Source organism: Microbulbifer sp. ABF4_143, from assembly GCF_056160225.1.
The window spans coordinates 120586-146015 of the sequence record NZ_JBSWWT010000012.1; the positions used below are offsets into that span (position 1 = coordinate 120586).

General features: G+C 61.6%; 14 protein-coding genes and 2 other RNA genes. 8 read left to right on the plus strand and 8 right to left on the minus strand.

Annotation, left to right across the window (positions count from 1 at the left end; genetic code table 11):
• The first annotated feature begins 4 nt into the window (after positions 1–4).
• Both ACXAF3_RS11320 and ACXAF3_RS11325 read left to right on the plus strand, forming a co-directional pair.
• Positions 5–1498 carry a tryptophan halogenase family protein gene (locus tag ACXAF3_RS11320; RefSeq protein ID WP_475112411.1) on the plus strand — a complete coding sequence of 498 codons (1494 nt, stop codon included), beginning with the start codon at positions 5–7 and terminating at the stop codon, positions 1496–1498.
• Between the two features lie 234 nt (positions 1499–1732).
• Positions 1733–4279: a glycoside hydrolase family 3 protein gene (locus tag ACXAF3_RS11325; protein WP_475112412.1), complete on the plus strand. Its 2547-nt coding sequence runs from the start codon at positions 1733–1735 to the stop codon at positions 4277–4279.
• Positions 4280–4366: 87 nt separating this feature from the next.
• On the opposite strand, the gene ACXAF3_RS11330 is transcribed toward ACXAF3_RS11325, so the two are convergent.
• Positions 4367–5515, minus strand: coding sequence for a helix-turn-helix domain-containing protein (locus ACXAF3_RS11330; RefSeq protein ID WP_475112428.1), 1149 nt, complete (start codon positions 5513–5515; stop codon positions 4367–4369).
• 327 nt (positions 5516–5842) lie between these two features.
• Here ACXAF3_RS11330 and ACXAF3_RS11335 point away from each other — a divergent pair, with 327 nt between their 5' ends.
• The 4 genes from ACXAF3_RS11335 to ACXAF3_RS11350 all read left to right on the plus strand — a co-directional run bounded on the left by ACXAF3_RS11335 (position 5843) and on the right by ACXAF3_RS11350 (position 13201).
• Positions 5843–7420, plus strand: a complete 1578-nt coding sequence (locus ACXAF3_RS11335) for a sodium/sugar symporter (protein ID WP_475112413.1) — start codon at positions 5843–5845, stop codon at positions 7418–7420.
• 227 nt (positions 7421–7647) lie between these two features.
• Entirely contained in the window at positions 7648–8610 is a 963-nt protein-coding gene (gene glk, locus ACXAF3_RS11340; protein WP_475112414.1) for a glucokinase, read from the plus strand.
• Positions 8611–8784: 174 nt separating this feature from the next.
• Positions 8785–11616, plus strand: coding sequence for a TonB-dependent receptor (locus ACXAF3_RS11345; protein WP_475112415.1), 2832 nt, complete (start codon positions 8785–8787; stop codon positions 11614–11616).
• Positions 11617–11707: 91 nt separating this feature from the next.
• On the plus strand, positions 11708–13201 hold the full coding sequence (locus tag ACXAF3_RS11350; RefSeq protein ID WP_475112416.1) for a tryptophan halogenase family protein: 1494 nt from the start codon (positions 11708–11710) through the stop codon (positions 13199–13201).
• A gap of 82 nt (positions 13202–13283) precedes the next feature.
• On the opposite strand, the gene ACXAF3_RS11355 is transcribed toward ACXAF3_RS11350, so the two are convergent.
• The 4 genes from ACXAF3_RS11355 to ACXAF3_RS11370 all read right to left on the minus strand — a co-directional run bounded on the left by ACXAF3_RS11355 (position 13284) and on the right by ACXAF3_RS11370 (position 19145).
• Complete coding sequence (locus ACXAF3_RS11355; RefSeq protein WP_475112417.1) at positions 13284–15131, minus strand: glycoside hydrolase family 13 protein; 1848 nt, start codon at positions 15129–15131, stop codon at positions 13284–13286.
• A 163-nt stretch (positions 15132–15294) separates the two neighbouring features.
• Complete coding sequence (locus tag ACXAF3_RS11360) at positions 15295–17580, minus strand: alpha-amylase family glycosyl hydrolase (RefSeq protein ID WP_475112418.1); 2286 nt, start codon at positions 17578–17580, stop codon at positions 15295–15297.
• A 52-nt stretch (positions 17581–17632) separates the two neighbouring features.
• Positions 17633–17708, minus strand: a non-coding RNA gene (locus ACXAF3_RS11365) — sX9 sRNA.
• 594 nt (positions 17709–18302) lie between these two features.
• Positions 18303–19145, minus strand: coding sequence for a universal stress protein (locus ACXAF3_RS11370; protein WP_475112419.1), 843 nt, complete (start codon positions 19143–19145; stop codon positions 18303–18305).
• A 240-nt stretch (positions 19146–19385) separates the two neighbouring features.
• On the opposite strand from ACXAF3_RS11370, the gene ACXAF3_RS11375 reads away from it, so the two are divergent.
• Positions 19386–19483, plus strand: a non-coding RNA gene (locus ACXAF3_RS11375) — sX9 sRNA.
• Between the two features lie 74 nt (positions 19484–19557).
• Here the strand turns inward: ACXAF3_RS11375 and ACXAF3_RS11380 are convergent.
• Positions 19558–20379, minus strand: coding sequence for a DUF3014 domain-containing protein (locus ACXAF3_RS11380; RefSeq protein ID WP_475112420.1), 822 nt, complete (start codon positions 20377–20379; stop codon positions 19558–19560).
• A gap of 84 nt (positions 20380–20463) precedes the next feature.
• A complete protein-coding gene (locus ACXAF3_RS11385) occupies positions 20464–21375 on the minus strand; it encodes an alpha/beta hydrolase (RefSeq protein WP_475112421.1) in 912 nt (303 codons plus the stop codon).
• A 150-nt stretch (positions 21376–21525) separates the two neighbouring features.
• On the opposite strand from ACXAF3_RS11385, the gene ACXAF3_RS11390 reads away from it, so the two are divergent.
• Positions 21526–23187, plus strand: coding sequence for an alpha-amylase family glycosyl hydrolase (locus tag ACXAF3_RS11390; RefSeq protein WP_475112422.1), 1662 nt, complete (start codon positions 21526–21528; stop codon positions 23185–23187).
• A 214-nt stretch (positions 23188–23401) separates the two neighbouring features.
• Here ACXAF3_RS11390 and ACXAF3_RS11395 read toward each other — a convergent pair whose 3' ends face one another.
• A complete protein-coding gene (locus tag ACXAF3_RS11395; RefSeq protein WP_475112423.1) occupies positions 23402–25237 on the minus strand; it encodes an alpha-amylase family glycosyl hydrolase in 1836 nt (611 codons plus the stop codon).
• Between the last annotated feature and the right edge of the window lie 193 nt (positions 25238–25430).

Below are 25430 nucleotides of genomic sequence, written 5' to 3' on the forward strand. Positions count from 1 at the left end.
AAGCATGAGTCAAGCGATCAAAAAAATTGTGATTGCCGGTGGTGGCACCGCCGGCTGGATGACGGCCGCCGCACTGTCCAAGCTGATGGGAAGGCAGCTGGATATCACCCTGGTGGAATCCGAGTCCATCGGCACCATCGGCGTCGGCGAAGCCACCATTCCCACCCTGGTGTTCTTTCACCGCTTGCTGGGCATCGACGAGGCGGAATTCCTCGCCGCCACCCAGGGCACCTACAAACTGGGCATCCGCTTCGAAAACTGGCGCGACCTGGGCAAGGACTACCTGCACGCATTCGGCGTAACCGGCAAAGACTGCTGGGCCTGTGGTTTTCAGCACTTCTGGCTGCGCGCCCGGCAGCTGGGGCTGGCCGGCGATTTCGGCGAATACTGCCTGGAGCGGCGCGCCGCCGAGGCGCACAAGTTTTCCCACCTGCCCAACAACGGCCTGAATTACGCTTTTCATATCGATGCCAGCCGCTACGCCGCCTATCTGCGCCAGTTCAGTGAGGGCTTCGGCGTTAAGCGGGTGGAGGGAAAAATTAAGCAGGTGCAGTTGCACCCGGATACCGGCTTTATCCGCGCGCTCAAGCTGGATTCGGGGCGGGAGTTGGACGGCGACTTCTTTATCGACTGTACCGGTATGCGCGCGCTGTTGATCGAAAAAGCCCTGCACACCGGCTTCGAGTCCTGGTCGCACTGGCTGCCCTGCGACAGCGCGGTGGCGGTACAGACCAAAGCGGTGGAGCCGCCGGTTCCATTCACCCGCTCCATCGCCCGGGAGAGCGGCTGGCAGTGGCGCATTCCGCTGCAGCACCGTGTCGGCAATGGCCAGGTGTATTCCAGCAGCTACCAGAGTGACGATTCGGCGCGCGCGCAGCTGCTGGAAAACATCGACGGCGAGCGGCTGACAGACCCGCTGCTGATCAAGTTCCAGACCGGGCGCCGGCGCAAGCAGTGGCACAAGAACTGCCTGGCGGTCGGCCTGTCGAGCGGCTTTCTGGAGCCGTTGGAATCGACCAGTATTCACCTGATCCAGCAGAATATCGTGCGCTTCCTGCGCTTCTTCCCGCAGACCGAGATTCGCCCGGTGGCGGTGGACGAATTCAACCGCCAGGCGGAATTTGATATGGAGCGCATCCGCGACTTCATCATCCTGCACTACAAGGTCACCGACAGGGACGACACCGAGTTCTGGCGCCACTGTCGGCAGATGAGTATTCCGGACACCCTGGCCGCCAAGATCGATATGTTCCGCGAGACCGGCCATGTATTCCGCGAGGCCAATGAGTTGTTCGTGGATTCCTGGCAGCAGGTGATGCTCGGGCAGGGGCTGATGCCGGAGCGCTACCACCCCCTGGTGGACACAATGCCGGAGCAGGAACTGGCGGACTTTATCCACCAGGTCAGGGCCGGCGTCGACGACGCCCTGGCCCGGCTCAAGGATCACAACGACTATCTCGCCGGCTTCCTGCCGGGCGGCCAGCAGCGCGCCGGCTAAACGCCGGCCCCATCCCATCGCCGGGTGCCGCCGGAAGCCGCGCTTCGCTGTCGCGGCGGCGTCCCATGTTGCGGAAGCGCCCGGGTGGGCAAGGTGGTATGCGCCAGTTTCCGGCACCAATTCAAAGTGGGACGACGCTTTTACCGGGGGTGCGTACAAACGCAGGCTGTAAAAGTGTTGTCTCCCGGCGAGTGGGGGCATCTGGGCAAAAATAATAACTGGAGTTTTGCGGTGATGAAAAAGCGAATTCTGCTGGGGGTCATCTCCGGTCTGATTGCCGGCGGTGGGATCGCGGGTTGCAGTGAACAGAAAATGCCAGCCGGGCCGAAAGCGGACAGCGACACGGCGGCGGAGCTGAAGGCCGACTGGCCGAAACTGACCAGTCCGATCGCCAAGGATCCGGCCATCGAGGCCCGTATCGACGGGCTTATGGCCAAAATGTCTGTCGAGGAGAAGGTCGGCCAGTTGATTCAGGTCGAAATCGACTCCGCGACGCCGGAGGATGTGAAGAACTACCACATAGGCTCCATTCTCAACGGCGGCGGCCACTTCCCCAACAGCGACAAGCACGCCAGCATCGCCGACTGGGTCGCGCTGGCCGACGCCTTCTATCAGGCGTCCATGGATACCAGCGACGGCGGCGTCGCGATACCGGTGATTTGGGGCACCGACGCGGTGCACGGCCACAACAACGTGATCGGCGCGACCCTGTTCCCGCACAATATCGCCCTGGGCGCCACCCGGAACCCGGAACTGATACGCCGGATCGGCGCCGCCACCGCGGCGGAAGTCTCCGCCACCGGTATCGACTGGGTGTTTGCGCCCACACTGGCGGTGACCCGCGACGACCGCTGGGGCCGCAGCTATGAATCCTATTCCGAAGATCCAGAAATCGTGCGCAGCTACGGCGGCAAGCTGGTGGAGGGGCTGCAGGGCATCCCCGGCAGCGACAGCCTGTTCGGCGACAAACAGGTGGTCGCCACTGCCAAGCACTTCCTCGCCGACGGCGGCACCGAGAATGGTATCGACCGCGGCGATGCGATCATGAGCGAAGACGAGCTGATAGAGATCCACGCGCAGGGCTATTTCTCCGCGATCGAGTCCGGCGTACAGACGGTGATGGCGTCCTTTAGCAGCTGGAACGGTGAGAAGATGCACGGTCACAAGTATCTGCTGACTGACGTGCTGAAAGGGCGTCTGGGCTTTGATGGTTTTGTTGTCGGCGACTGGTCCGGCCACCAGTTTGTCAACGGCTGCAGCAACGTGAGCTGTCCCCAGGCGATCAATGCCGGCCTCGATATGTTTATGGCGCCGGACCCGAATTGGAAAGAGCTCTACGCAAATACCCTCGCGCAAGTCAAAAGCGGTGAGATCCCCGCCGAGCGCCTGGACGATGCGGTGCGCCGCATCCTGCGGGTCAAGATGCGCGCCGGATTGTTCGATGCCGGGGCGCCCTCCGAGCGTGCCTACGCCGGCGACGAATCCCTGATCGGCGCGCCGGAACACCGCGCCATCGCCCGTCAGGCGGTGCGCGAGTCCCTGGTACTGCTGAAAAACAACGGCAAGCTGCTGCCGCTGGCCCGCGACCAGCGCGTACTGGTTGCCGGCGACGGCGCCGACAATATCGGCAAGCAGGCCGGTGGCTGGACCATCACCTGGCAGGGTACCGGCAACGAGAACAGCGATTTCCCGGGCGCTACGTCGATTTACGCTGGTATTGCCGAGGCTGTGGAGTCTGCCGGCGGCACCGCCGAGCTGTCTGTGGATGGCAGCTTCGAGCAGAAGCCGGACGTGGCGATCGTGGTCTTCGGCGAAGACCCCTATGCGGAAATGCAGGGGGATATCCCCAATCTGGCCTACAGGGGCGAGCGCGACCTGGCGCTGCTGAATCGCCTGCGCGAGCAGGACATCCCGGTGGTTGCGCTGTTTATCACCGGCCGCCCGCTGTGGGTGAATCCGCATATCAACGCCTCCGATGCCTTCGTCGTGATCTGGCAGCCCGGTACCGAAGGCGGCGGCGTCGCGGATGTGCTCTTCCGCGATGAAGCAGGCAATGTGAACCACGACTTCAAGGGCAAGCTGACCTTCTCCTGGCCAAACGATGCCCGCCCCGAGGTGCGCAATCGGGGGCAAAATGAGTCGCTGGCCCAGTTCGGCTACGGCTATGGCCTCACCTATCAGGATTCCGTCCAGATGGCCGCGCTGTCGGAAGAGAGCGGCCTGCAGCAGACCGGCGCCAACGAGACCCTGGCGGTGTTTAACGGCCGCGCGCTGGACCCGTGGCGCTTCCAGGTAACCGATGCCGGCAACAACCACAAGGTGATTGCCAACAGCGTGGTCAAGCTGCAGGGCATCAGCGTGCAGTCCGTGGACCGCAATGTGCAGGAAGACAGCCGGCGCCTGCAGTGGGCCGGGGAAGGCGATGCAATTGCCGGCTTCTTCGCCAACAGCCGCACAGATCTGTCCAGCTACCTGAACAATCGGGGAGCCCTGGTATTCGATGTCAAAGTGGATCGCCTACCCAGCGATGCGGTAAATCTCGGCATGAACTGCGGTATGGATTGTGGTGCCGAGCAGCCTATTACCGACATTCTGAAGGCGGCCGCGCCGGGTGAATGGCAAAGGGTTTCCATCGACCTCCAGTGCATGGCTGAGGGTGGCGCGAAACTGGATATGGTGCTGTCACCCTTTTACATGCGCACCGCCGGTGAGCTGGACCTGACCATCCACGATATTCGTATCGCCTCCGAAGCCGAAGATGTCGATATCAGCTGTGGCTGATGGCGCTGGAGGCCTGTATCTCTCCGATAGTGCGCCAACAACCGTTGGCGCACTATAAGTTGGGCACCCCTGGCCGGGTGCCTTGAATCACTCCTGAGAGCGGGCAGCCAGCGCCTGTTTGCGATATTCCGTCGGCGACATGCCGACCAGCCGGCTGAAGAAGCGGTGGAAGGCCGACTTGCTGTTAAAGCCGGATTCCAGCAGCACGTCCAGCACCGTCATATTCGCCTTGTCCGGATCTGCCAGCAGGGCTTTGGCGGCCTCCACTCGATAGCTGTTCACGTATTCAAAGAAGTTGGTGCCGAAGTGTTTGTTGATCACCGCGGAGACTTCCTTTGGCGGCAGCCCGACTCGGCTGGAAAACTGTTCCAGATTTAGATTCTTTTTCAGGTAAAGTTTTTCGGCTTCCATCGCCTGGCGCACCTTGTCGATGGCGCTCTCCGACGGCTCCTCCTCACTGGGTTCGCGGCTCTGTTGTGGCTGGGTGGCCAGCAGCTGGTGCGCGTAACTGAGGCTGTAGGCAAAGAAGGCGTTGATCAGGATAAAGGTCACATAGTTGTCGGCGATGCCGAGCAGATCGGCCGTCTCAACCGATGTGTACTTGGCCAGCACATGGACCATTAGCGTCCAGCCCCAGCTGATCAGCACGCCGTAGGTCAGGATATTGAGCCAGTTCAGCTCGGTGGTGGAGAAATGGGAGTACTCATCCTCCAGTTCACCGCGGTAGCGGTGCAGCAACAGCACCGCGGCCACGGCGTAGACCAGCGGCACCAGGGCCGCGATATCCCAAACCAGATCCACCAGTCGCGTCGGCAAGCCCTGACCGGCGACGGAGATACGGCGCAGGTCGTCGCTGCTGAGATCGAATATGAACAGGTACAGTATGACGGCCAGCGCCGGCAGCAGATGTATCGCATGGCGCCGCTGCAGGCGCATTTTCTGCTGGGTCAGCGCGGATACAAACAGGTAGAAGGCCGGCCCCTTCAGCGTCAGCGCGCCAAACAGGAAGTAGGGCAGCAGCACCTGGCCGAACAGCGGCGCAACCTCGAACTGGTCGTTCCACAGGATCAGGGTGCAGGCGGAGGCGATCGCGACGATGAGCAGAAAGGCGGTCAACAGCCGGCCGTAGTTGCGCTCGCGGATCGGCAGAACCTGTTGGAAGATCGACAGCAGCACACACTCCGCCGCGGTCATCAGCAGTACGACATCGTGGATATTGAAGATATAGTCTTTCATCGTCACCCAGGCGCATCTTTATAGGAGTTATGCTCCGGGAGTATAGAGAATGCCCGGGGGCAAGCCTATCCCGAAACTCCGCCGCAGCCTGTCCCTGTTTGCCGCAGACAAAGTGACACCCCCGAACTTGCCCCACTTTGCGCACGGCAGACAAAGTGGGGCGACGCCTGCGTCCCCCGACTCGATGATGCCTGCCTGAGTAGTTCCGACAACAATAACGATGCGGGCCGATACGGCGATGGCATCTCCCAGTGTGACACCGGGTTATCGCCCTCCGCGCCCGATTCCGCATCCATGGGGGACGCCAAAAATAATAAGGTGAGAGCAATGCAGTTAGCAGCCATCGATATTCTGATCTTCGCCGTCTACGTGGCCGCCCTGGTCACCATCGGCACCCTGGTCTCGCGGGAGAAGTCCGGCCACCAGAAGGATACCAAGGACTATTTCCTCGCCGGCAAGGGGCTGCCCTGGTGGGCGGTGGGCGCCTCGCTGATCGCGGCGAATATCTCCGCCGAGCAGATTATCGGCATGTCCGGCTCCGGCTACGCGATAGGCCTGGCCATCGCCTCCTACGAGTGGATGGCCGCCATCACGCTGATCCTGGTAGGAAAATATTTCCTGCCGGTATTCGTGCGCAAGAAAATTTATACGATGCCGCAGTTTCTCGAGCAGCGCTACGATCACCGCGTCAAGGTGGTGCTGGCGATCTTCTGGCTCGGCGTCTATACGTTTGTGAACCTGACCGCGGTGCTGTGGCTGGGGGCGCTGGCGATCAACGCCATCGCCGGGGTCGAGCTGCTGTTCGGCCTGCTGTTCCTCGGGCTCTTCTCCGCGGCCTACTCCCTCTACGGCGGCCTGAAGGCGGTGGCGCTGACCGATATTATCCAGGTGGTGCTGCTGGTGTTCGGCGGTTTGCTGCTGTCCTATCTGGCGCTGGATATGATCGCCGGCGGCAAGGGGCCTGTGGCCGGTTTCTTCGAGCTGACACGGCAGGCGCCGGAGAAGTTCGACATGATCCTGTCGAAGGACAATCCGCACTACGCCAGCCTGCCGGGTCTTTCGGTGCTGGTCGGCGGCATGTGGGTCATGAACTTCTCCTATTGGGGCTTCAACCAGTACATAGTCCAGCGGGCCCTGGCGGCCAAGGATCTGAAAGAGGGCCAGAAGGGTATCGCCTTCGCCGCCTACCTGAAGCTGCTGATGCCGATCATCGTCGTGCTGCCGGGTATCGCCGCGGTGGTACTGCTGCCGGATCTGGCGCGGCCGGACCAGGCCTATCCGCAGCTGATGAACCTGATGCCGGTCGGCTTCAAGGGGCTGGTATTTGCGGCGCTGGTGGCGGCCATCGTGTCGTCGCTCGCGTCGATGACCAACAGTATCGCCACCATCTTCACGATGGATATCTACAGCCGCTATCGACCGCAGCAGAGCGAGCGCCACTATGTAACCGTGGGCCGCGTGGCGAGCATGGTGTCGCTGCTGCTGGCGATGCTCTGCGCGCAGCCGCTGCTGGGCCAGTTCGAGCAGGCGTTCCAGTACATCCAGGAGTTCACCGGTTTCTTCACCCCGGGCATAGTGGTGCTGTTCGTGCTCGGCGTCTTCTGGCCGCGCGCGACGGCGACGTCCGCGCTGGCCGCCGCCATCGCCTCGGCGGTGCTGTCGCTGGCGCTGAAGCTGTGGTGGCCGCAACTGCCGTTTATCGACCGCGTCGGCCTGGTGTTCCTGTGCTGCGTGGCGCTGGCGGTGGCGGTATCCCTGTGGCAGGGGCGCGGCCGCGGCGTCATGGTGACCGCCGACGGCGCCGTGGCCCTGCGCGAGATCAACTTCTCCACCAGCCAGAGCTTCAACCTGGCGGCGCTGGGGGTGACCCTGGTACTGGCGGCGCTCTACGCCACCTGGTGGTAGCGCTTCTCTCGGGCGAACCCTGGGTTTGCCTCTCTTTCCTGGCCGGCCACTGCGCCGGCCTTTTTTTGATACCTACTCGCCGGGATCACGGCAGTGGCGCCTTGTCCTCCCCCGATCCCCGGGGCGAGGGCTATTTGCCGGTGGGATAGGGCTGGTTTTATTTTGCTCAACGCCTTAACTTATACCGCCGTTTTTCTGGGGTCTAGAACAGGGATATAAGGATAGAGATGACAAGTATCGTAGCGGATATCGGCGGCACCAACGCCCGCTTTGCCATTGCCAGGCCCGCAGCCGGCGGTTACCAGCTGGAATCGCTGAAAGTGGTCGACTGCAAGCGCTTCGACGGATTCGAAGCGGCGCTGCGCCACTGGCTGGACGGGCTGGATCAGCCGCGCCCGGAGAAGGTCTGTATCGCCGCCGCTGGCCCGCTGGAGAAGACCGCCGCGGGCGGCCGCGTCTATATGACCAACCTGGGCTGGACCATCACCACCGAGTCGTTACTCAGGGAATTCGGCTTTCCCCGACTGGAACTGATCAATGACTTCGCCGCGCTGGCCTTGTCTCTGCCGCGGTTGTCCGAGGACGACTACCGGGTGCTGCGCGATGCGCCGCGGGTGCCGGATGCAGCCATGGCGGTGCTCGGTCCGGGCACCGGCCTGGGGGTGGCGGGCCTCGCGGTGGATAACGGCCGTTACCATGTGCTGGCCGGCGAGGGCGGCCACGCCAACCTGACCGCCTCCAACGAGCGCGAACTGCAGCTGCTGCAGGTGCTGATGAAGACCCGCCAGCCGGTCTTCAACGAGTGGGTGTTGTCCGGCAACGGCCTGGTGAACCTGTACCGCGCCGTGTGCGAACTGAACGGTCGCCAGCCGGAAGAACTGACCCCGCCGGATATCAGCGCCCGCGGGCTGGACGGCTCGGACCCTATGTGCCGGGAGACGCTGCTGGATTTCCTCAATTTCCTCGGCAGCGCCGCCGGCGATGCGGCCCTCTACCTGGGGGCGCGTGGCGGGGTTTTCCTCGGCGGTGGTATACTGCCGCGTATCGCGCAGCTGCTGCCGGAAAGCGAATTCGAGCGGCGCTTCCTGAACAAGGGCCGGGTGGAGACCTGGATGGAGACGGTTCCCCTCTACGCCCTGAACGCCGGCTACCAGGCCCTGATCGGCGCCGCGGCGCACCTGGAAGACTGATGTCGGCAAATGCTAAAGCTTAGATAAATCAAAGAGTTACGGTGTCTTTAGGCGCCCCTCCGGAGGGCGCCACGGATTCTCCCATCTCCTCCCCCCTCGGGGGAGGATGTTACGGATATCGGGCAGGCCTAGGATGCGAGGTCTCACCATAACGATAAATCCAGGGAGAAGATGATGAGTCTATCCAACAAAGGTAAAGGGGCCTTCCGGCCGACTTTGCTGTCCGCCGCCATCGCGGCTTCTGTGACTGCTTCTTTTGGTGTGTATGCGCAGGAGAGCCAGGAGGCAGCACTCGAAGAGGTAACGGTTACCGGTTTCCGCAAGAGTGTGATGGACTCCATCGACACCAAGCGCGACGCCAAGGCCGTTGTCGAAGCCATCTCCGCTGAAGATATCGGCAAGCTGCCGGATTCCTCCATCGCCGAAGCCATTTCCCGCCTGCCGGGCCTGGCCTCCCAGCGCCTGGACGGCCGCGCCAGCCGCGTGACCATCCGCGGTTTCGGTGAGAACGAGAGCGCCACCACTTTCAACGGGCGCGAACAGGTATCCATCGGCGATAACCGCGGTGTGGAGTTCGATCTCTACCCGTCCGAGATCATGAGCGGTGTCACCGTGTACAAGACCCCGACCGCCAGCCTGGAGGCCGAGGGTATCGCCGGTGTGATCGACATGCAGACCGTCAAGCCGCTGGAGCGCGGCGAGCGGGTGATCAAGATCAACTCGCAGTACGAGATGACCAGCTTCGACAAGCTGAATCCGGACGGCGAGAACCAGGGCCACCGCGCCACCCTCTCCTATATCGACCAGTTCGCCGACGACACCATCGGTGTGGCCTTTGCCTACAACACCATGAGTTCGCCGAACCAGGAAGAGCGCTGGAATGCCTGGGGTTATCCGGAATTCACCTACCAGGGCGAGCAGTTCTCCATTCTCGGCGGCGCCAAGCCGTTCGTGCGTTCCTCGGTACTGGAGCGCGACAGCGCAATGCTGGTGGTCGAGGCCAAGCCCAGCGAAAAACTGCATCTGACTTTCGATACGCTGTACGTGGACTTCTCCGATGAGAAGATACTGCGCGGTATCGAGATCCCGTTTGCCTGGGGGCACGGTTCCATCGATCCGAACAGCGCCGTGGTGGATCCGAACAGCGGCTTCGTGACCAGCGCCGTGACCCAGGGCCAGAAGGTCGTGGTGCGCAACGATATGGAAAACCGCGACGCCGAACTGAGCTCCTTCGGCTTCAACGCCGAATTCGAGGCCAGCGATACCCTGATTCTCGAGTTCGATGCCAGCCACTCTGCGGTCGAGCGCGAGATCTGGAGCTTCGAGAGCTACGCCGGTACCGGCCGCGGTGACGGCGGCGGCATCGCCAACTATGATGGCGAGGGCGTGCGCGACAACCTGGGCTACGCCTTCAACGGCGGCAACGCCGGTGCGACCTTCTCCCACGGCCTGGATTACAGCGATTGGGATCTGATCCAGCTGGGCGGCCCGCTGTCCTGGGGCTGGAGTTCCGCGCTGAACGACAAGTTCGGTCAGAATTACGTTGACTGGGAGCATCCCGACAACACCCAGTTCGCCAATGCGGCCCAGGACGGCTTTATCAACGCGCCGGAAATCGACGATGAACTGACCTCCCTGAAGCTGGCCGCCACCCAGATGGTCGAGGCCGGTATCGTCAATGAAATCAGCTACGGCGTTTCCTACCGCGATCGCGAAAAGACCAAGCGCTCCCAGGGTTACTACATGACTCTGAATGCCTTCCCGGGCACTTTGGTGGTGCCGGAGGAGTACCGTCTCGGTACAGTATCGCTGGACTTTATCGGTATGGGCGACATGATCGCCTATGATTCCGCCGCGCTGCTGAGAGACGGCTACTACGACCTGACCGATGAAACGCTGACCGGCATTCAGCACGTAACCAAGTCCTACTCCGTCAACGAGCAGGTTACCGCCGCCTTCGCCCAGGCCGGTTTCGAGACTGAAGTCGCCGGCATGGCGCTGACCGGTAACGCCGGCCTGCGCTACGTCTACACCGAGCAGGAATCCAAGGGCGCAGCCGGTGCGGTGGTCGACGGTGTGGTTGAAGTGCAGCCCACTTCTATCAGCCACGACTACAGCCACTTCCTGCCGAGCCTGAACCTGGCCCTCGCCATCGACGAGCAGCAGACCCTGCGCTTCGGTGCGGCCAAGACCATCTCCCGTGCGCGCCTGGACGAGATGAACGCTTCCGTGAGTGTTTCTCTGAGTCAGCAGCCCGACGCGAACGGCAACTTCTGGAGCATCAGCGGCGGCAACCCGGAGCTGGAGCCGAAGGAGGCCGTGGGCCTGGACCTGTCCTACGAGAACTACTTCAGCGATGAGGGCTACTTCTCCGTAGCGCTGTTCTGGAAGGACCTGAACCAGTGGACCTTCGACGGCAACTACGAAGTCGACCTGGGCGGCGTGGCCGATCCGGCGACCGGTGTGGTACCGGAAAGCTCCATGGCCACTGGTAGCGGCAAGGTCAACGGCGGCGGCGGCACCCTGCAGGGCTACGAGGTTTCCGTGGCGCTGCCGTTCAATATGTTCCACGAGAGTCTGGACGGCTTCGGCCTGCTGGCCAGCCACACCGGTGTCAGCTCCGATATCGAGGACCAGCACGGCAACGACTACGAGCTGCCGGGCCTGTCCGACAGCATCGATACCTTCACTTTCTACTACGACAACCACGGCTTCTCGGCGCGCGCCAGCATGCGCAAGCGCTCCGACTTCAAGGGTGAGGTCTACGGTATCGGTTTCGATACGGTACAGGTCGACGTGGTGGGTGAAACCATCTGGGATGCCCAGCTCGGTTACGACTTCGCCGAGTCCGGTATCGGTGGCCTCGAGGGCCTGTCCGTATTCCTGCAGGGCGTAAACCTGACCGACGAGCCGTTTACGACTCTGAGTGGCGACAACGCGCTGCAGGTGCGCGACTACCAGAGCTACGGCAAGACCTACCTGCTGGGCTTCAGCTACGAGCTGTAATCTGCAGTAGTTAGTTTCACTGGTTGAAGGCCCTTGCAATCCCGCATTGCAAGGGCCTTTTTTATTTCCGCTTTGCGAACGGGTATTTCAAGTGAGTGATGGAAGCATAAAAAAACTGGTCATTCTGGGCGGCGGCACCGCCGGCTGGATGACCGCGGCCCTTGCCGCCAAGGTGCTCGGGAAAGTCGTCGATATCACCCTGGTGGAGTCGGACAGGATAGGCACCGTCGGCGTCGGCGAGGCCACGATTCCGCCGATCATCAACTTCAACCGCGCCCTGGGCTTGGACGAGCGGGAATTCCTGCAGGCCACCAAGGGCACCATCAAGCTGGGAATCCAGTTCGAAAACTGGCTGCGGCAAGGCGACAGCTATATGCACGCCTTCGGCAGTATCGGCAAGAATCTCGCTTTCTGCGATTTCCACCATATCTGGAACCGCAGTCGTCTGAACGGCGACACTGCCAGCTTCTGGGATTACTCGCTCAACTACCAGGCGGCGATCCACAACAGGTTCGCACCACTGGCGCGCATCCAGGGCACCAACCTGCCCGGTATCTCCTACGCCTATCACTTCGATGCGGGGCTCTACGCCCAGTTTCTGCGGCGCTACAGCGAAAGCCGGGGCGTCAGGCGCGTCGAAGGCGTGGTCCGGGAGGTCAAGGTCCGGCCGGACAACGGCTTTGTCGATGGACTGCTGCTGGAGTCTGGCCTCGAGATCGGCGGCGATCTGTTTGTGGATTGCACCGGCATGGCCGCGCTGCTGATAGAGAAGACGCTGGATGTCGGCTACGAGGCGTGGTCCCGGTGGCTGCCCTGCGACAGGGCCATGGCGGTACCCAGCGCCGCTACCAGACCCATAGCGCCCTATACCCGCTCCATCGCCCACGAGGCCGGCTGGCAGTGGCGTATTCCGCTGCAACACCGCACCGGCAACGGCCTGGTCTATTCCAGTAAACACTGGAGTGACGACCGGGCCCGCGACGTGCTGATGAACAACCTGGACGGCGAACCGCTGGCGGAGCCCAGAATCATCCCGTTTTGCACCGGTCGCAGGCGCGAGCCGTGGTGCAGGAATGTGGTCAGTATCGGTCTGTCCAGCGGCTTCCTGGAGCCGCTGGAATCCACCAGTATCCATATGATTCAAACCGCCGCCACCCGGCTGATGAAGATGTTCCCCCACCGCGGCATCCGCGCCGAGGAGGTAGCCGAATTCAACCGCCAGTCCCGGGTGGAGATAGAGCGTATCCGCGATTTCATCATCCTGCACTACAAGGCCAACCAGCGCCGGGACAGCGACTTCTGGCGCGACTGCGAAAAGATGGACGTGCCCGATACGTTGCGCGAGAAGATGGCGCTCTTCCGCAAAACCGGCAAGCTATTCCGCGATTACGACGACCTGTTTACCGAAGCGGCCTGGCAGCAGGTGATGATCGGGCAGGGCATACTGCCGGAGGATTACCACCCGGTTGCGGATTCCCTGTCGGAAGCGCAGATGGGGGATCTGATGGCGAGCCTGAAGACTCTGATCGACGGCACGGTAAATAGCCTGCCAGAGCACGAACAGTATTTGCCGAGTGCCGGGTAACGGAGAGCCGCTTCGTCAGTTCTGCGGAGCGCTGCCTCGGCCAGCGCTCCGCAGGCTTCTCAAGAAAGTATTGATCCGGTAATTATTGCCTTACCAGAACAAGGCCGTTTCGCGGCGAAACCTCGATTGCATCCAGGCGCTGGTCGAGCGTATTTTTATTGTTGTTCAGGGCGTCTCGCCAGGTGAAATCGCCGAGTATCTCTGTCGAGATGGACTGTACCTCCGGAGAGTTGTTCAGTATCACCAATACCCGATTGTCGCGATGCTGCCGCTGATAACCGTAGAGCTGACGCTCGTCATCGATCAGCACCGCTTTGAAGTCTCCCAGCTGCAGCGCCGGATTCCGGTTGCGAATATGAATCAGCTGGCGATAGTGCGACAGCAGGTCGCTATTCACGGCAACCTTGTCGGGGGAGCGCTTGCTTCCATCTGGCAGGAAAACTTCATCTTCGTACTCGATATCCGGCCAGATCATCGGCTTGCGGGTATCCGGATCGTTTGCGCCCCAGATGCCCACCTCGTCGCCGTAATAGATCATAGGCGCGCCCACATAGGTCATCTGGAAGATCGCGAAGAGTTTCTGCAGCTGAATCTCCTGTGCGTTGGGCTTCCTGACGTCATAGTCCGGGTTGTTGGTCACCTGGGATCTGGTGAAGTAGTTGCCCCAGTCGCGGAAGTTGCCGATACCGCGGTTCACGATATGTGAGCCGATACGGTTGGAGTCGTGGCTGCCAAACAGGTTCTGCACCACATAGGCCACGCCCCGCGGATACAGGTTCCTGAGTTCGGTCAGCTTGCGGTCAAACTCGCTGGCGCTGATATTCATGCCCGGAGGATTGAAGAAGAATTCTGCCGCCGTGAAGGCAAAGTTGTAGTTCATCTCGCCGTCGAACTCGTCGCCCTGGAAATAGGGCTTTACCTTCTCCGGCTCGTCGACAATCTCCGCGGTCAGGTAGGCCTCGGGATTAATCGACTTCACATGGCTGCGCCACGCCTTCCAGAAGTTGTGGTGCACCTCGAAGGCCACGTCCAGCCGCCAGCCGTCGATGCCGTGTTCTATGCCTTTGCCTTTCGGGTTCATCCAGCGCTCGGTGGCGGCAAATACATAGTCCCTAGGCCCCTTGACCAGGCCGTTCTCATCTTCCTTGAACTCGGGCAGCGACTCTACGCCGAACCAGCCGGAATATTTGAATTCGGTCCCTTTTTCCTCATCGCGGAAAGACTCGACGATAAACCAGTCCTTGTAGGGCGACTCCTGCTGGTGCTTCAGCAGGTGTTGAAAGGCAAAACTGTTGATGCCCATATGGTTGAACACGCCATCGAATATGATTTTCATATCGCGCTTGTGGGCTTCGTCTATCAATTTCAGTGCCAGCTCATCGGCCTTGGTCCAGACCCAGGTCGACGGATCCAGCGGATCTTCCGCGGCCATCAGTTTGCGGTCCCCCTCCGGGTCAGGACCGAAGTTTGGATCTATATGGTGGTAGCTGGCGCCATCGTATTTGTGCAGCGACGGGGCATCGAATACCGGGTTCAGGTAGATGGCGCCGATGCCGAGATCTTTCAGGTAATCGAGTTTATCGATAACGCCCTGAAGGTCGCCGCCATAGCGGCGCCGCAGCAGGTGTTTCCACAGCTCCGGTTCGCCATTGGCCTTTTCGTAGGGCTGCAACTTGTACCAGTCGCTGCCCCAGGGGTGAACCTGCCAGTGTTTTGGCGGATCCTGGGGGTCCGCTCCGAGGATATCCTCCACTTTTGGGTCGTTGCCGGTATCACCATTGCGAAAGCGCTCCGGGAAGATCTGATACCAGACGACTTTTTTGGCCCATTGCGGTACGAATTCGTCGTTCGTGCCGGCACTGGATGCGGTCGGGAGAGCGAGTGCTGCGGAAAATAGGGCACTTATTGCGATCTGGCTAATATTATTCATGGCAAATTTATTCTGAAGTTGGGTAAATCAATATAAAAATCGGAGTAAATCAATCACCTGCTGGATCGATGGGCGCTCAAGATCGCCGAGGACGATCTTGAGACCACTTGCAAAGCCTGAGCAAATCTGGCCAGGCTTTGCACCGTTGGAGCCGGCGGAGCGTTTACTGCCAAGTGAGAACGCTTGTCTCCGAAGTCCCCGTGGCGGAAGCGGGGGATGTGATCGAACGGTTGTTACCCCCTTCCCAGATCACGTTGCCGCTGTCGTCCTTTTTGATGAACTTATATTGTATCGCGGTGTTCTTTGGCAGCGAGACCGGCAGAAACCACTCCGGGTAGTTCGGCGTATGGAAGGGGCCGACAGCCTTGGCGGTGTCCCAGCTGCCCAGCTCAGGAATATCGCCGACGATATAGATATTCTGCCCCCAGCTGGTAGTGGCGTTGACTTTGAATATGACCTGATTTTGGTCGTCGGACAACACCTCGTAGCGGAACGGATTGCTGACGTTGGCGCCTTTCGTGACGGTGATCTGCCTGACCCCCGCGCCGACGTTGGGAACGATTGCCTCGATCATCGTATTGCTGTTGGACACGACCGTTGCCACGGTGCTGTCGAATTTGACCGTAACGGCGCCGCCGAGGCCTGTGCCGTAAATGTAGACGGTATTCCCGGCGCGTCCCATTGTGGACACAACATCGCCGAGGCGTGGAATGGCGGTTCCCAGGTCGGGATTGTAAGACCAGACACTGACCTCGCCACCCGAGAGTGTAAAGGAACCTATCTGCCCGTTGTTGACGGTCATGGAATCCCCATACAGCAGGCCGTTCAGCACGTCGTCGTAGCTGCCCGCAGGTAAGGTGGTATCGATTGCCGGGACTGTAAAGGAAAGGTCCGGCTGGCGGTTTACCGCGACAATCACCTGCTTGTCATAGAACTGCCGTTTGAAAACAAGCACATCGTTGCTGCTGTAGAGTATGGCGGTTTCGCCGTAGGAGACGGCTTCATTCTGCCTGCGTAGTGCGGACAGCGCCTGAATGGTCTTATACGCCGTGGTTGTCTCGTCGAACGTGGTCTCCCTTTCCATGAATACCCGCCCGGCGATATCGCTGCTGTCGGCAGAGGTCAGGTATTGTTCTGTGCCGTAGTAGATGTTGGGCGTGCCGCGTGCGGTGAGCAGTGTGGCCAGAGCCGCATGGTAGGGTTTGTCGTTTGGTTGGATGTAGCGGAATCGGGTGACGTCATGGTTGTCCAGGAAAGTGACCGCCTGGCTCTCGTACTCGTAGTCTGCGCTGGTTGCAATCAGCATCTGCCCAAAAGCACTCATCGTCTCGGAGAAGTTGCCGAAAGCGTTGGTTGATGCGCGGAAGTATTCGAAATCGAGATTGTTGATACCCGTGCGATCCGGGAAAGACTGGTATTCATCGTATTTCGGGTCTGGGCGGCCAATAAAGAACTCCCCGAAGTGGGTTATCGGGCCACCACTTGCGGAGTCGATCGCATCCTTGAACCCCTTGGCGAAAGAGGGGCTCATATGCAGGGTGGCGTCGTGCCGGAAACCGTCCACGCCTTTGGATTTCCAGAACTTTGCCGCCTTCTCCAGATGCTCTACGACAGCTGCGTTTTCGGTGGAGAAATCGGACAGGGAGCCCAGGTCCTTGAAGCGGTATCCGAATTGCGTGTCGTCGGAGCCGCGGTCGCCGAGGTTGTGGAACCAGCCGTTGATATCATAGTTGGGGTCGGCAAGCAGGTTTTCTAGGTTTCCGTCGGAGTTGTGATCGACAGGGTTGCCGTTTGAGTCGAATACATAGTTACCGTTGGCGTCCTTGTCGGGCTCGTACAGCTTGCCGTCCTCCGGTGAGTTGCCGCTCGTCGGGTTGGTACCGCGGCTCGTATGGTTGGATACGAAATCGATAATGAGCTTTATGCCGTTGGCGTGCAGGGCGTCCCTCAGCGCCTCGAATTCCTGCATCAGGCCGAAGTGCCTGTTGGTGGCGAAATAGTTGCGCACATGATAACCGTGAAAACTGGTCCAGAGATCGTAGCCGCCGCTCTGCTTGTAGTCGTAAATTGGGGTGTCGCGGTTTGCGTAGGGGGCGGAAATCCACACCGCTGTAATACCCATGTTTTTCAGGTAGGAAATTTTATCGATAATGCCCTGCCAGTCGCCGCCCTGATACAGTTTCAGGTCGTATCCGTTGCCGAGGCCGTCCTGGTCCGGGTCATCGAACAGGCTGGCGCTCGATCCGGGCGGGATGTTGTTGGATGTATCGCCGTCGACGAAACGGTCGGTAATGATCTGGTAAACGACATCCTTTGGCGTGACCGGGGAGAGCGCACCGGAGGAGGTTGCCGCTTCCGATTGCTGTGCCGGTAGCGTGCTCAGGCCGATTGCCGCGGCCAGCGCTGTGGAGGTTCCGAAACATCGCAATACATTTTTTTTCTTATTCATTGATTCTCGTCTCTTTCGGTTTTGTGTGAGGAAAGGAGTAGAGAAAAACCTGCTCCAGCATAACGTAGCGAGCGGGTGACTGGTGGTGGCCGTCGGAGCGGAGGCACCGCAGTGTACAAGTAGTACATGAGGATGCCGAGCACCGCCGGACGCCGCCAGGCGCCCGCCTAGTAGTTATGAGATAGCTTCTATTAACCCGGCGGTTAAATAGATCGGTCCAGCCGCTCCCGCGGCGCCTTCGGCCCTGATCTATTTAACCGTCGCCCGCTAAATACTGGCGCAGATGTGTGAATCTGCTGGTATTTAGCGGGCTCGCGCCAGCCTGCGGCTGGCGGCGGCACATCCTTGTGCCGCGATTAACCCGGCAATATTTATCGTCGGATTAATAGTCTCTGAGCCCGCAGCTCCCACTTATGCACCGGCATAGAGAAACCCGCCCGGCTGTAGGGGATGACACCACGAGCTCGATCGATGTTATCAGAGCCACTGTTGCAACCCTCCCCCCCCTCGGAGGGCGTAGGCAGGGGAAGTCGCCGTTTGCCGCGGCCCGGAAAACTGGGGGAAATCGGCGCCTGTTGAAATGAGAGGGGCAGCAGGCGGAAGGAGGTTCCCTAAACCGGGTGGTGGATGTGTTGGCGCGGAGAAAAGAAATGCCAGTCAGTTGGTTTGACTGACTGGCATCCGAGAGATAGTCGCATCTGGTGAAGACGCTAGGGCAGGGTTCACCTGGTGGTGGTGAACTCGTTACAGACCACCACATCCACATCCAGCGATCCTATCACCCGCTCGGCGGTATTGCCGCGCAGCAGTGAGCCGGTTTCGCCGCGCTGGTTCAGGGTGCCCATCACCACGACATCCGCATCGATTTCCTTCGCCACCTGGGCCACCACCTCGTTGGTATAGCCCCGCTTCACATGGATGCGGTGGGTGGGAACGCCGGTCTTGTCGGCGAGCTTGGCCAGGGCACCTCGGTCCGGGTAGCGCATGGAGTCGAGGTAGGCGTTCACCAGGTGCAGCTCGGCGCCGTAGCACTCGGCGATATAGTTGGCGCGCTCGGTGATCTGGCGGTTGAGCTGGCGCTGCTGGGAGGTCTGGGCCTGGTAGTTGACCGTGGCCAGCACCACCTTGCGGCGGTCCTTGGCGTTGGGGCGGATCAGGACCACCGGGCACTTGGCCCCCTTCAATACCTGCCACTTGGATTCGGCGAAGGTGAAGCGGCGGCTGGTCTTGGCGTGTACCGGCAGGTAGATCATTTCCGCATTGTAGCGCTTGGATTCCTGGATGATGGCGCCCTGCCAGTCGCTCGACCAGCACACCAGCAGTTCGCACTGAAGCCCGGCTTCCTCCACCGGTTGGCGGATCTGCTCTTTGAACCAGAACTCGTCGCGGAACAGGTGATCGTTCACCGCGCGGGTGTCGACGGCCTCGCCATCCACGGCGACGAAGATGACCAGCCTGGGTTGGGGGTTGCGCAGTTTGGCGGTGGTGAGTGCGCGCTCCAGGGCGACATGTCTGTCGTCATTGGGGTCGACGACGATGAAAAGGTTTTTTTGCTCGGATTGCATTCTTCCTCCTGGGCTGGAGGGGATCGCTATCGCCCCTGGCGAGCGGGTGTCCGCTGGTTGCCGCCGAGGCGCGGGAGGCGTTCTGCGGCGCAGGAGCACTCGCAACAGGCCGGCATCCGCCAGGCGCGCGCGCAGTGGGTGTATAGCGATGCCCCGGGAAAATGGTTAGAGGCGGTTTCACAACTACTGTACGGGCACCCGACGGCGTCCGGCGGTACTCGGCATCCTCATGTGCTACTCATGTACTACTTGTACACTGCGGAGCCTCCGCTCCGGCGGCCACCACCAGTCCCCCGTTCGCTAGGAAACCGCTTCTATTTTTCCGCGCCGCGTCGGCCGCCCGAACCCCTCGGCCAGCGCTGGCCGGCAAGGAGAAGACTACCATATCCGTATCGCCCGCTATTGTCCGAAATCAATTATTTTGTTGCCGGGGTATCTGCTCCAGGGCGGCTTTCAGTTCCCTGAGTTTTTCCTTGACCCGCGCCGCGTTTTCCGGCCCCATGCGGATCATCAGCTTGTGCAGCCCCGGCAGCTTTTCCAGCTTGGGATCGGCGAACTTGTAGTAGACCGACGGGCGTACCAGTTGAATGGGGGCGTCGACTTCCGGCGCTGCCAGTACCTGGTCTATGGCCTCCAGCACCTCCTGGTGGAAATTCTTGTTTCTGATGCCCAGTTCGCCGTAGGCCTGGGCCAGGCGCGGGTACCAGTAGCGGTAGATCTCCACCGCGGTTTCCGTATCCATCATCGCGAACAGGCGCACCGGCTGGTCGTAGCGGTGGTAGTTGTCCGGGGAGAGGCGCATACCGGTGGCCCCCGCCTTGTCGACCACCAGCGGGCTCTTGATGGTCTTCAGCGGGCGGTGTTTGTGAATCAATTCGCCGCGGGAGGCGGCGTTGACCGCGGCCACCCACTTGCGCACCACCTCGTCGGGCACCAGCCACTTGGCCAGGGCGCCATCCGGGGCCAGGCTCATCAGCGCCTTGTAGGCGGCGTCATCGCTTTCGTTCAGGGGCGGCGGCGGGCCCTTCTCGGGCTCGGGGGCGGGCGCCGGCTCCGGGGGCGGCGGCGCCTCGATTTCTGGCAGGGGGTCGGGGGCGGGTTCCGGCTCTTCTACCACCTCCGGGGGCGGGGGCTCGGTCTTCTTCCCGGACAGGAACCAGTAGGCCCCCGCCGCCAGCGCGGCGACCACGACCAGGCCGATAATCCAACTCTGACTGGACTGCTGATCCGACATTCCCTGCCTCCTTAGCTGCGCTTTGACTATTGGACCGCGGCAGGCGTCGGCGGTTTCCCGCGGCCCCGGTCCGCTGCAGCTACATTACTCCGTGCCGGGGCGGGTCGCAAAGTTTTCGCCCGGCGCGAACAGCCACAGGAGCGCCTGCGCCAGCTGGCTGCGCCAGAAGGCCTCGTTGTGCTCCCCTTCCGCCACCAGTTTCGATTGCCAGTTCTGAGCCGGGTGTTGGCGGGCCAGTATGCCGCGCATGCGTTCGAAGTCCCGCACCATGTCGTCGCCCTCGCGGCCGCCCATCAGCAGGTAGAGGCGGGCGTCCGCTGGCAGCGGCCGCTCGGCCGTTTCGAATATCTGCGGGCCGACCCAGTAGGCCGGCGAGAAGATACCGGCCTTGCCGAACACCTGCGGGTGGCGGCTGATGGCGTAGTGGGAAATCAGGCCGCCCATGGAGCTCCCCATGATCGCGGTGTTGGCCCTGTCCGGCAGGGTGCGGTATTTGCCGTCGATCAGAGGTTTCAGTTGTTCGAGCAAAAAGGCCAGATAGGCATCGCCTTCGGCCTTGCCGAACCGCTCGTTGTCGAAGGGGTTCAGTTCGGTGATGCGGTGGTCGCCGCCGTGGTCTATGCCGACGGCGATCAGCTCCAGGCCGTGGGACTGGGCCAGCGCGTTCAGCGTCTCGTCCAGGCCCCACTCGCCCGCGTAGGCGGTGGCGTCGTCGAACAGATTCTGGCCGTCGTGCAGATAGAGCACCGGATAGCGCTTTTCGGAATCGGCGTAGGAGGGCGGCAGATAGACGCGGATATGGCGCTCGCGCTGCAGCGACTCCATGGTCAGCGGCGGCAGGGTGCTGACGTTGGCCTGTGCACTGGAGCTGGCCGTTTCCGCGCCGCAGCCGGGCAGCAGCGCGGCCAGCAGGCCGGCTGCGGGCAGGCGCCACCGGAGTCGGCCGGAATTTCTTGTCTTCCTGTTGCGGATGGCTGAAATTATTTTTCTGTACATGCCGGCTTCCTCGAACGGATAGGCCAGTATATTAAGCGCTGCCCTATATCCGCGGCCTACGCCCTCGCGCGGGGGGATGCGGTACAGGTCCCGGCCATTACAGTAGGCTGGGCAAATTGCGATCGATGTGCAGAGAGAATAGAGAGAATAATGAAGAGAATTGCCAGCCTATGCGCGGCACTGCTGCTGGGCACCAGTGCCTGCGCCGCGAAAGACAATACCGGCAGCGCGGATGTCAAAGTGGACCCCTTCTGGCGCAACGCCACCGTCTACTTCATGCTGCCGGACCGCTTTGCCAACGGCAATCCAGGCAACGACCTGGCCTACGGGCGCAGGGGCGATGCCGATGCGCTGCGCGGATTCCACGGCGGCGATCTGCAGGGGGTGATCGACAAGCTGAACCAGGGCTACTTCGACGCGCTGGGGGTGGATGCCCTGTGGATGTCCCCGGTCTACGAACAGATACACGGCGCCACCGACGAGGGCACCGGGCGCACCTACGCCTACCACGGCTACTGGCCCAAGGACTGGACCGCGGTGGACGCCAACTTTGGCAGCGAGGCGCTGCTGGCGGAACTGATCGAAACCGCGCACAGTCGCGGTATCCGCGTGCTGCTGGATGTGGTTATCAACCACACAGGCCCGGTGACCGAAAAAGATTCGCTGTGGCCGGCGGAGTGGACCCGCACCGACTCCGTCTGCGACTGGTCCGGCTTTGCCGGCACCGTCAGCTGCATGCTGGTGGACAACCTGCCGGATATCCGCACCGAGCGGGATGCGCCGGTGGCGCTGCCGCCGCAGCTGGTGCACAAATGGGAGACCGAGGGGCGCCTGGAACAGGAGCAGGCGGAGCTGGACGCCTTCTTCGCGCGCACCGGCTATCCGCGCGCGCCCAAGTACTATCTGGTGAAGTGGGCCACCGACTGGGTGCGCGAATACGGCGTGGACGGTTTCCGCGTGGACACGGTCAAGCATGTGGAACCGGAAGTTTGGCGCGCGCTCAAGGAGGAGGCGAGCCTCGCCCTGGCGGACTGGAAAGCGCGCAATCCGGACAGGAAACTCGACGATCGCGATTTCTTTATGGTCGGGGAGGTCTACGGCTACGGCATCGCCGGCGGACGCGATTACGATTTCGGCGACCGCAAGGTGAACTTTTTCGACTACGGCTTCGACAGCCTAATCAATTTCGATTTCGCCACGCGCGCCAAGCAAGAGGATATGGAGTCGATCTTCTCCCGCTACTCGCAGATGCTGCACGGCGGGGCGCTGGAAGGCGTGGGCGTGCTCAACTACCTGACTTCCCACGACGATATGAATTCCTTCGACCGCGGGCGCCAGCGCGCCCGCGAGGCGGCGCTCACACTGATGCTCGCGCCCGGTGCCGCGCAGATCTACTACGGCGATGAGCTGGCCCGCCCGCTGACCGCGCCCGGTGCCCGGGGCGACGCCCAGCTGCGCAGCCCGATGGACTGGAGCGATCTGGAGAAGGCGGAGACCCGGGAGATTCTCAGCCACTGGCAGAAGCTGGGCCAGTTCCGCAAGGCGCACCCGGTGGTGGGCGCCGGCGAGCACAGAAAGCTGCAGGACAAGCCCTATGTCTTTTCCCGCAGCCTCGACAACCATGATCCGGTACTGGTGGCCCTGGACGCCGGTCGCGGCGTCAAGCGCCTGTCCGTGCACGGCCTGTTTGCCGATGGCGCCCTGGTGAAGGACTTCTACTCCGGCCGGGAGGCAAAGGTCGAGGGTGGCCGGGTCGAGTTCGACACAGAGTTCGACCTGCTGCTGCTGGCGCAGAGCACAGACGGCCGCTGACCCGCCCCTCTTTCCGTTCTTTTTCTCTCGTCCTCTTCTCCCGCCGCCTGGTGCGGCGGATTTTTTAAGCCGGCCCCGCCGATACCCACCTGCTCGGCCGGGTCGCCGTTCAGCGCGGCCGGTGAATGCCGGCCGATACCTCGCTTGCGTACCTGTCGAAGGGGCGGCGTAGGGGGGTAAGCCGCCTTGCCGGCGCGGGCCGGCATTTTCACGATCAGTTGACGCGGAAGATATGGCTGGCGAAGGGCGCCAGTTGCAGCGCGATTTCGCCTCTGCCCTCACTGACCAGCAGCTCGCCTTTCGCGGCGCTGATCCGGTCGGCAACCTCATGGCTGCCATCCCGCAGCTGCCACTCATGCAGCAGTTCCGGCGGCAGTTGCAGCTTCACTGTCTTTGCCTCCCCGTCGAAGTTGGCGATGACCAGCAGCTTCTCGTCAGCGGCCCAGCGCGCGAATGAGAAAATCCGATCGTCGTAGCCTTGGCCGTGCTCGCGGTTGTAGCCGTGAATCTCCCGGTATTCGCCGCGCAGCGCGGGGCTCCGGACGGAGAAGTTCAGCAGGCGTCTGTAAAAGTCGCGCAGCTGTTTCTCCGCATTCGTCGACTCGCCCTGCAGCCAGCGGCGCACGCTGGGCACTGACCAGTAGTCGAAGATGGTGGTGCGGCTGGCCTTGCCGAAGCCGGCGTCCTCGCGCGCTTCCTCGCCCAGTTCCTGGCCGAAGTAGACCAGGGTCGGCGCCGCGGAAAGGGTCGCGGACACCAGCATCGCCGGCTTGCCCGCCTCGGCGTCACCGGCGAACTCTGCGCTGGCGATACGCTGTTCGTCGTGGTTTTCGATAAAGTGCAGCATATGCGGGGCTATATCCTGCAGTTCCGCCTGGATTTCCGCGATCCTGTCGGTGCTGCCTTTACCTTCCATGACTGCGCGTATCGCATCGTAGGTGCCGACCTTGTCGTAGAGGTAGTCCATCTTGCCCAGGTGGATATAGTCGCGGTAGCGCTCCGGGGTGTAGATCTCGGCCAGCAGCAGCGCGTCCGGCTTCTTTTTCTTGATGGACGAGTTCAGGTAGCTCCAGAATTCCACCGGCACCATACCGGCCATATCGTAGCGGAAACCGTCCACGCCGAAGTCCAGCCAGTAGTGGGCGATATCGCGGAACTTCTCCCAGGAGTCCGGCACATCCTGGTCGGCCCAGAATTCGGCGTGGGCGCCGTAGTCCCGCTGGGCAAATTCGGCGCGGAGTTCGGGAAAGTCTTTGCTGCCGTCCGGGCGCACACCGAAGTTGATCTTGACCGTCTCGTACCAGTCGTCGATGGCCGGCTGCGGGCTGCGCGCGCCGTTGCCGGTCCACTTGGCCGGGCGCTCGTGGAACTTGCCATCCGCCAGCGGGTGGGCTTCTCCGTTCAGCGGCCGGTAGTCGTTGCTCTCCGGCACGCGGAAGTCCTCGCCGACCACATAGTAGAAATTGTTGTCGCGGGCGTAGGTGACCGAGGTGTCGTCGTCAGTGCCGAAGTCGCGTACGCCCTCGGGCCTGTGCCGGGACTCGTAGGCGCGCGCCACATGGTTGGGCACTATATCGATAATCACCTTCAGGCCCTGTGCGTGGCTGCGCTCGATCAGCGCGCGGAATTCCTGCAGGCGCCGCGCCGGGTCTTCGGCCAGATCCGGATTGACACTGTAGTAGTCCTTGATCGCGTAGGGCGAGCCGGCGCGGCCCTTGACCACGTCCGGATCGTCGTTGCTGATGCCGTAGGCGGTGTAGTCGCCGATCAGTGCGTGGTGCAGGACACCGGTGTACCAGATATGGGTGGCGCCGAGATCGCGGATCTCCCCCAGCACCTCCGGCGTAAAGTCGCTGAACTTGCCCACACCGTTTTCTTCAATAGTGCCCCAGGGTTTGTTGGTCGGATTGGTGTTGCCGAACAGGCGCGTCATCACCTGATAGATCACCGGTTTTTCCGCGACCTGTTGTTCTGTCTCTATTTGCGGTTTTTCCGCGCAGCCGGAAATGGCGAGTAGACCTGCGGCGAAAAGCGTGTGTAATGTTTTCATGGTTTTTGCGATCCTGATTAATTTGCTAGCGTCGTAGGAGGAGCAAAGCGCAGGCAGAAAAATGCTCCGTGCGTTTTCTGCATCCCCGCCGTCCCTGGCGGGCTCGTGCCCATCAGTTTCCGAGCGGTGGGCACGTCGCTGCGCTCCTTTGACTCGCGCCATCCATGGCGCTTGCCCGCTGCGCGGGCGCCTG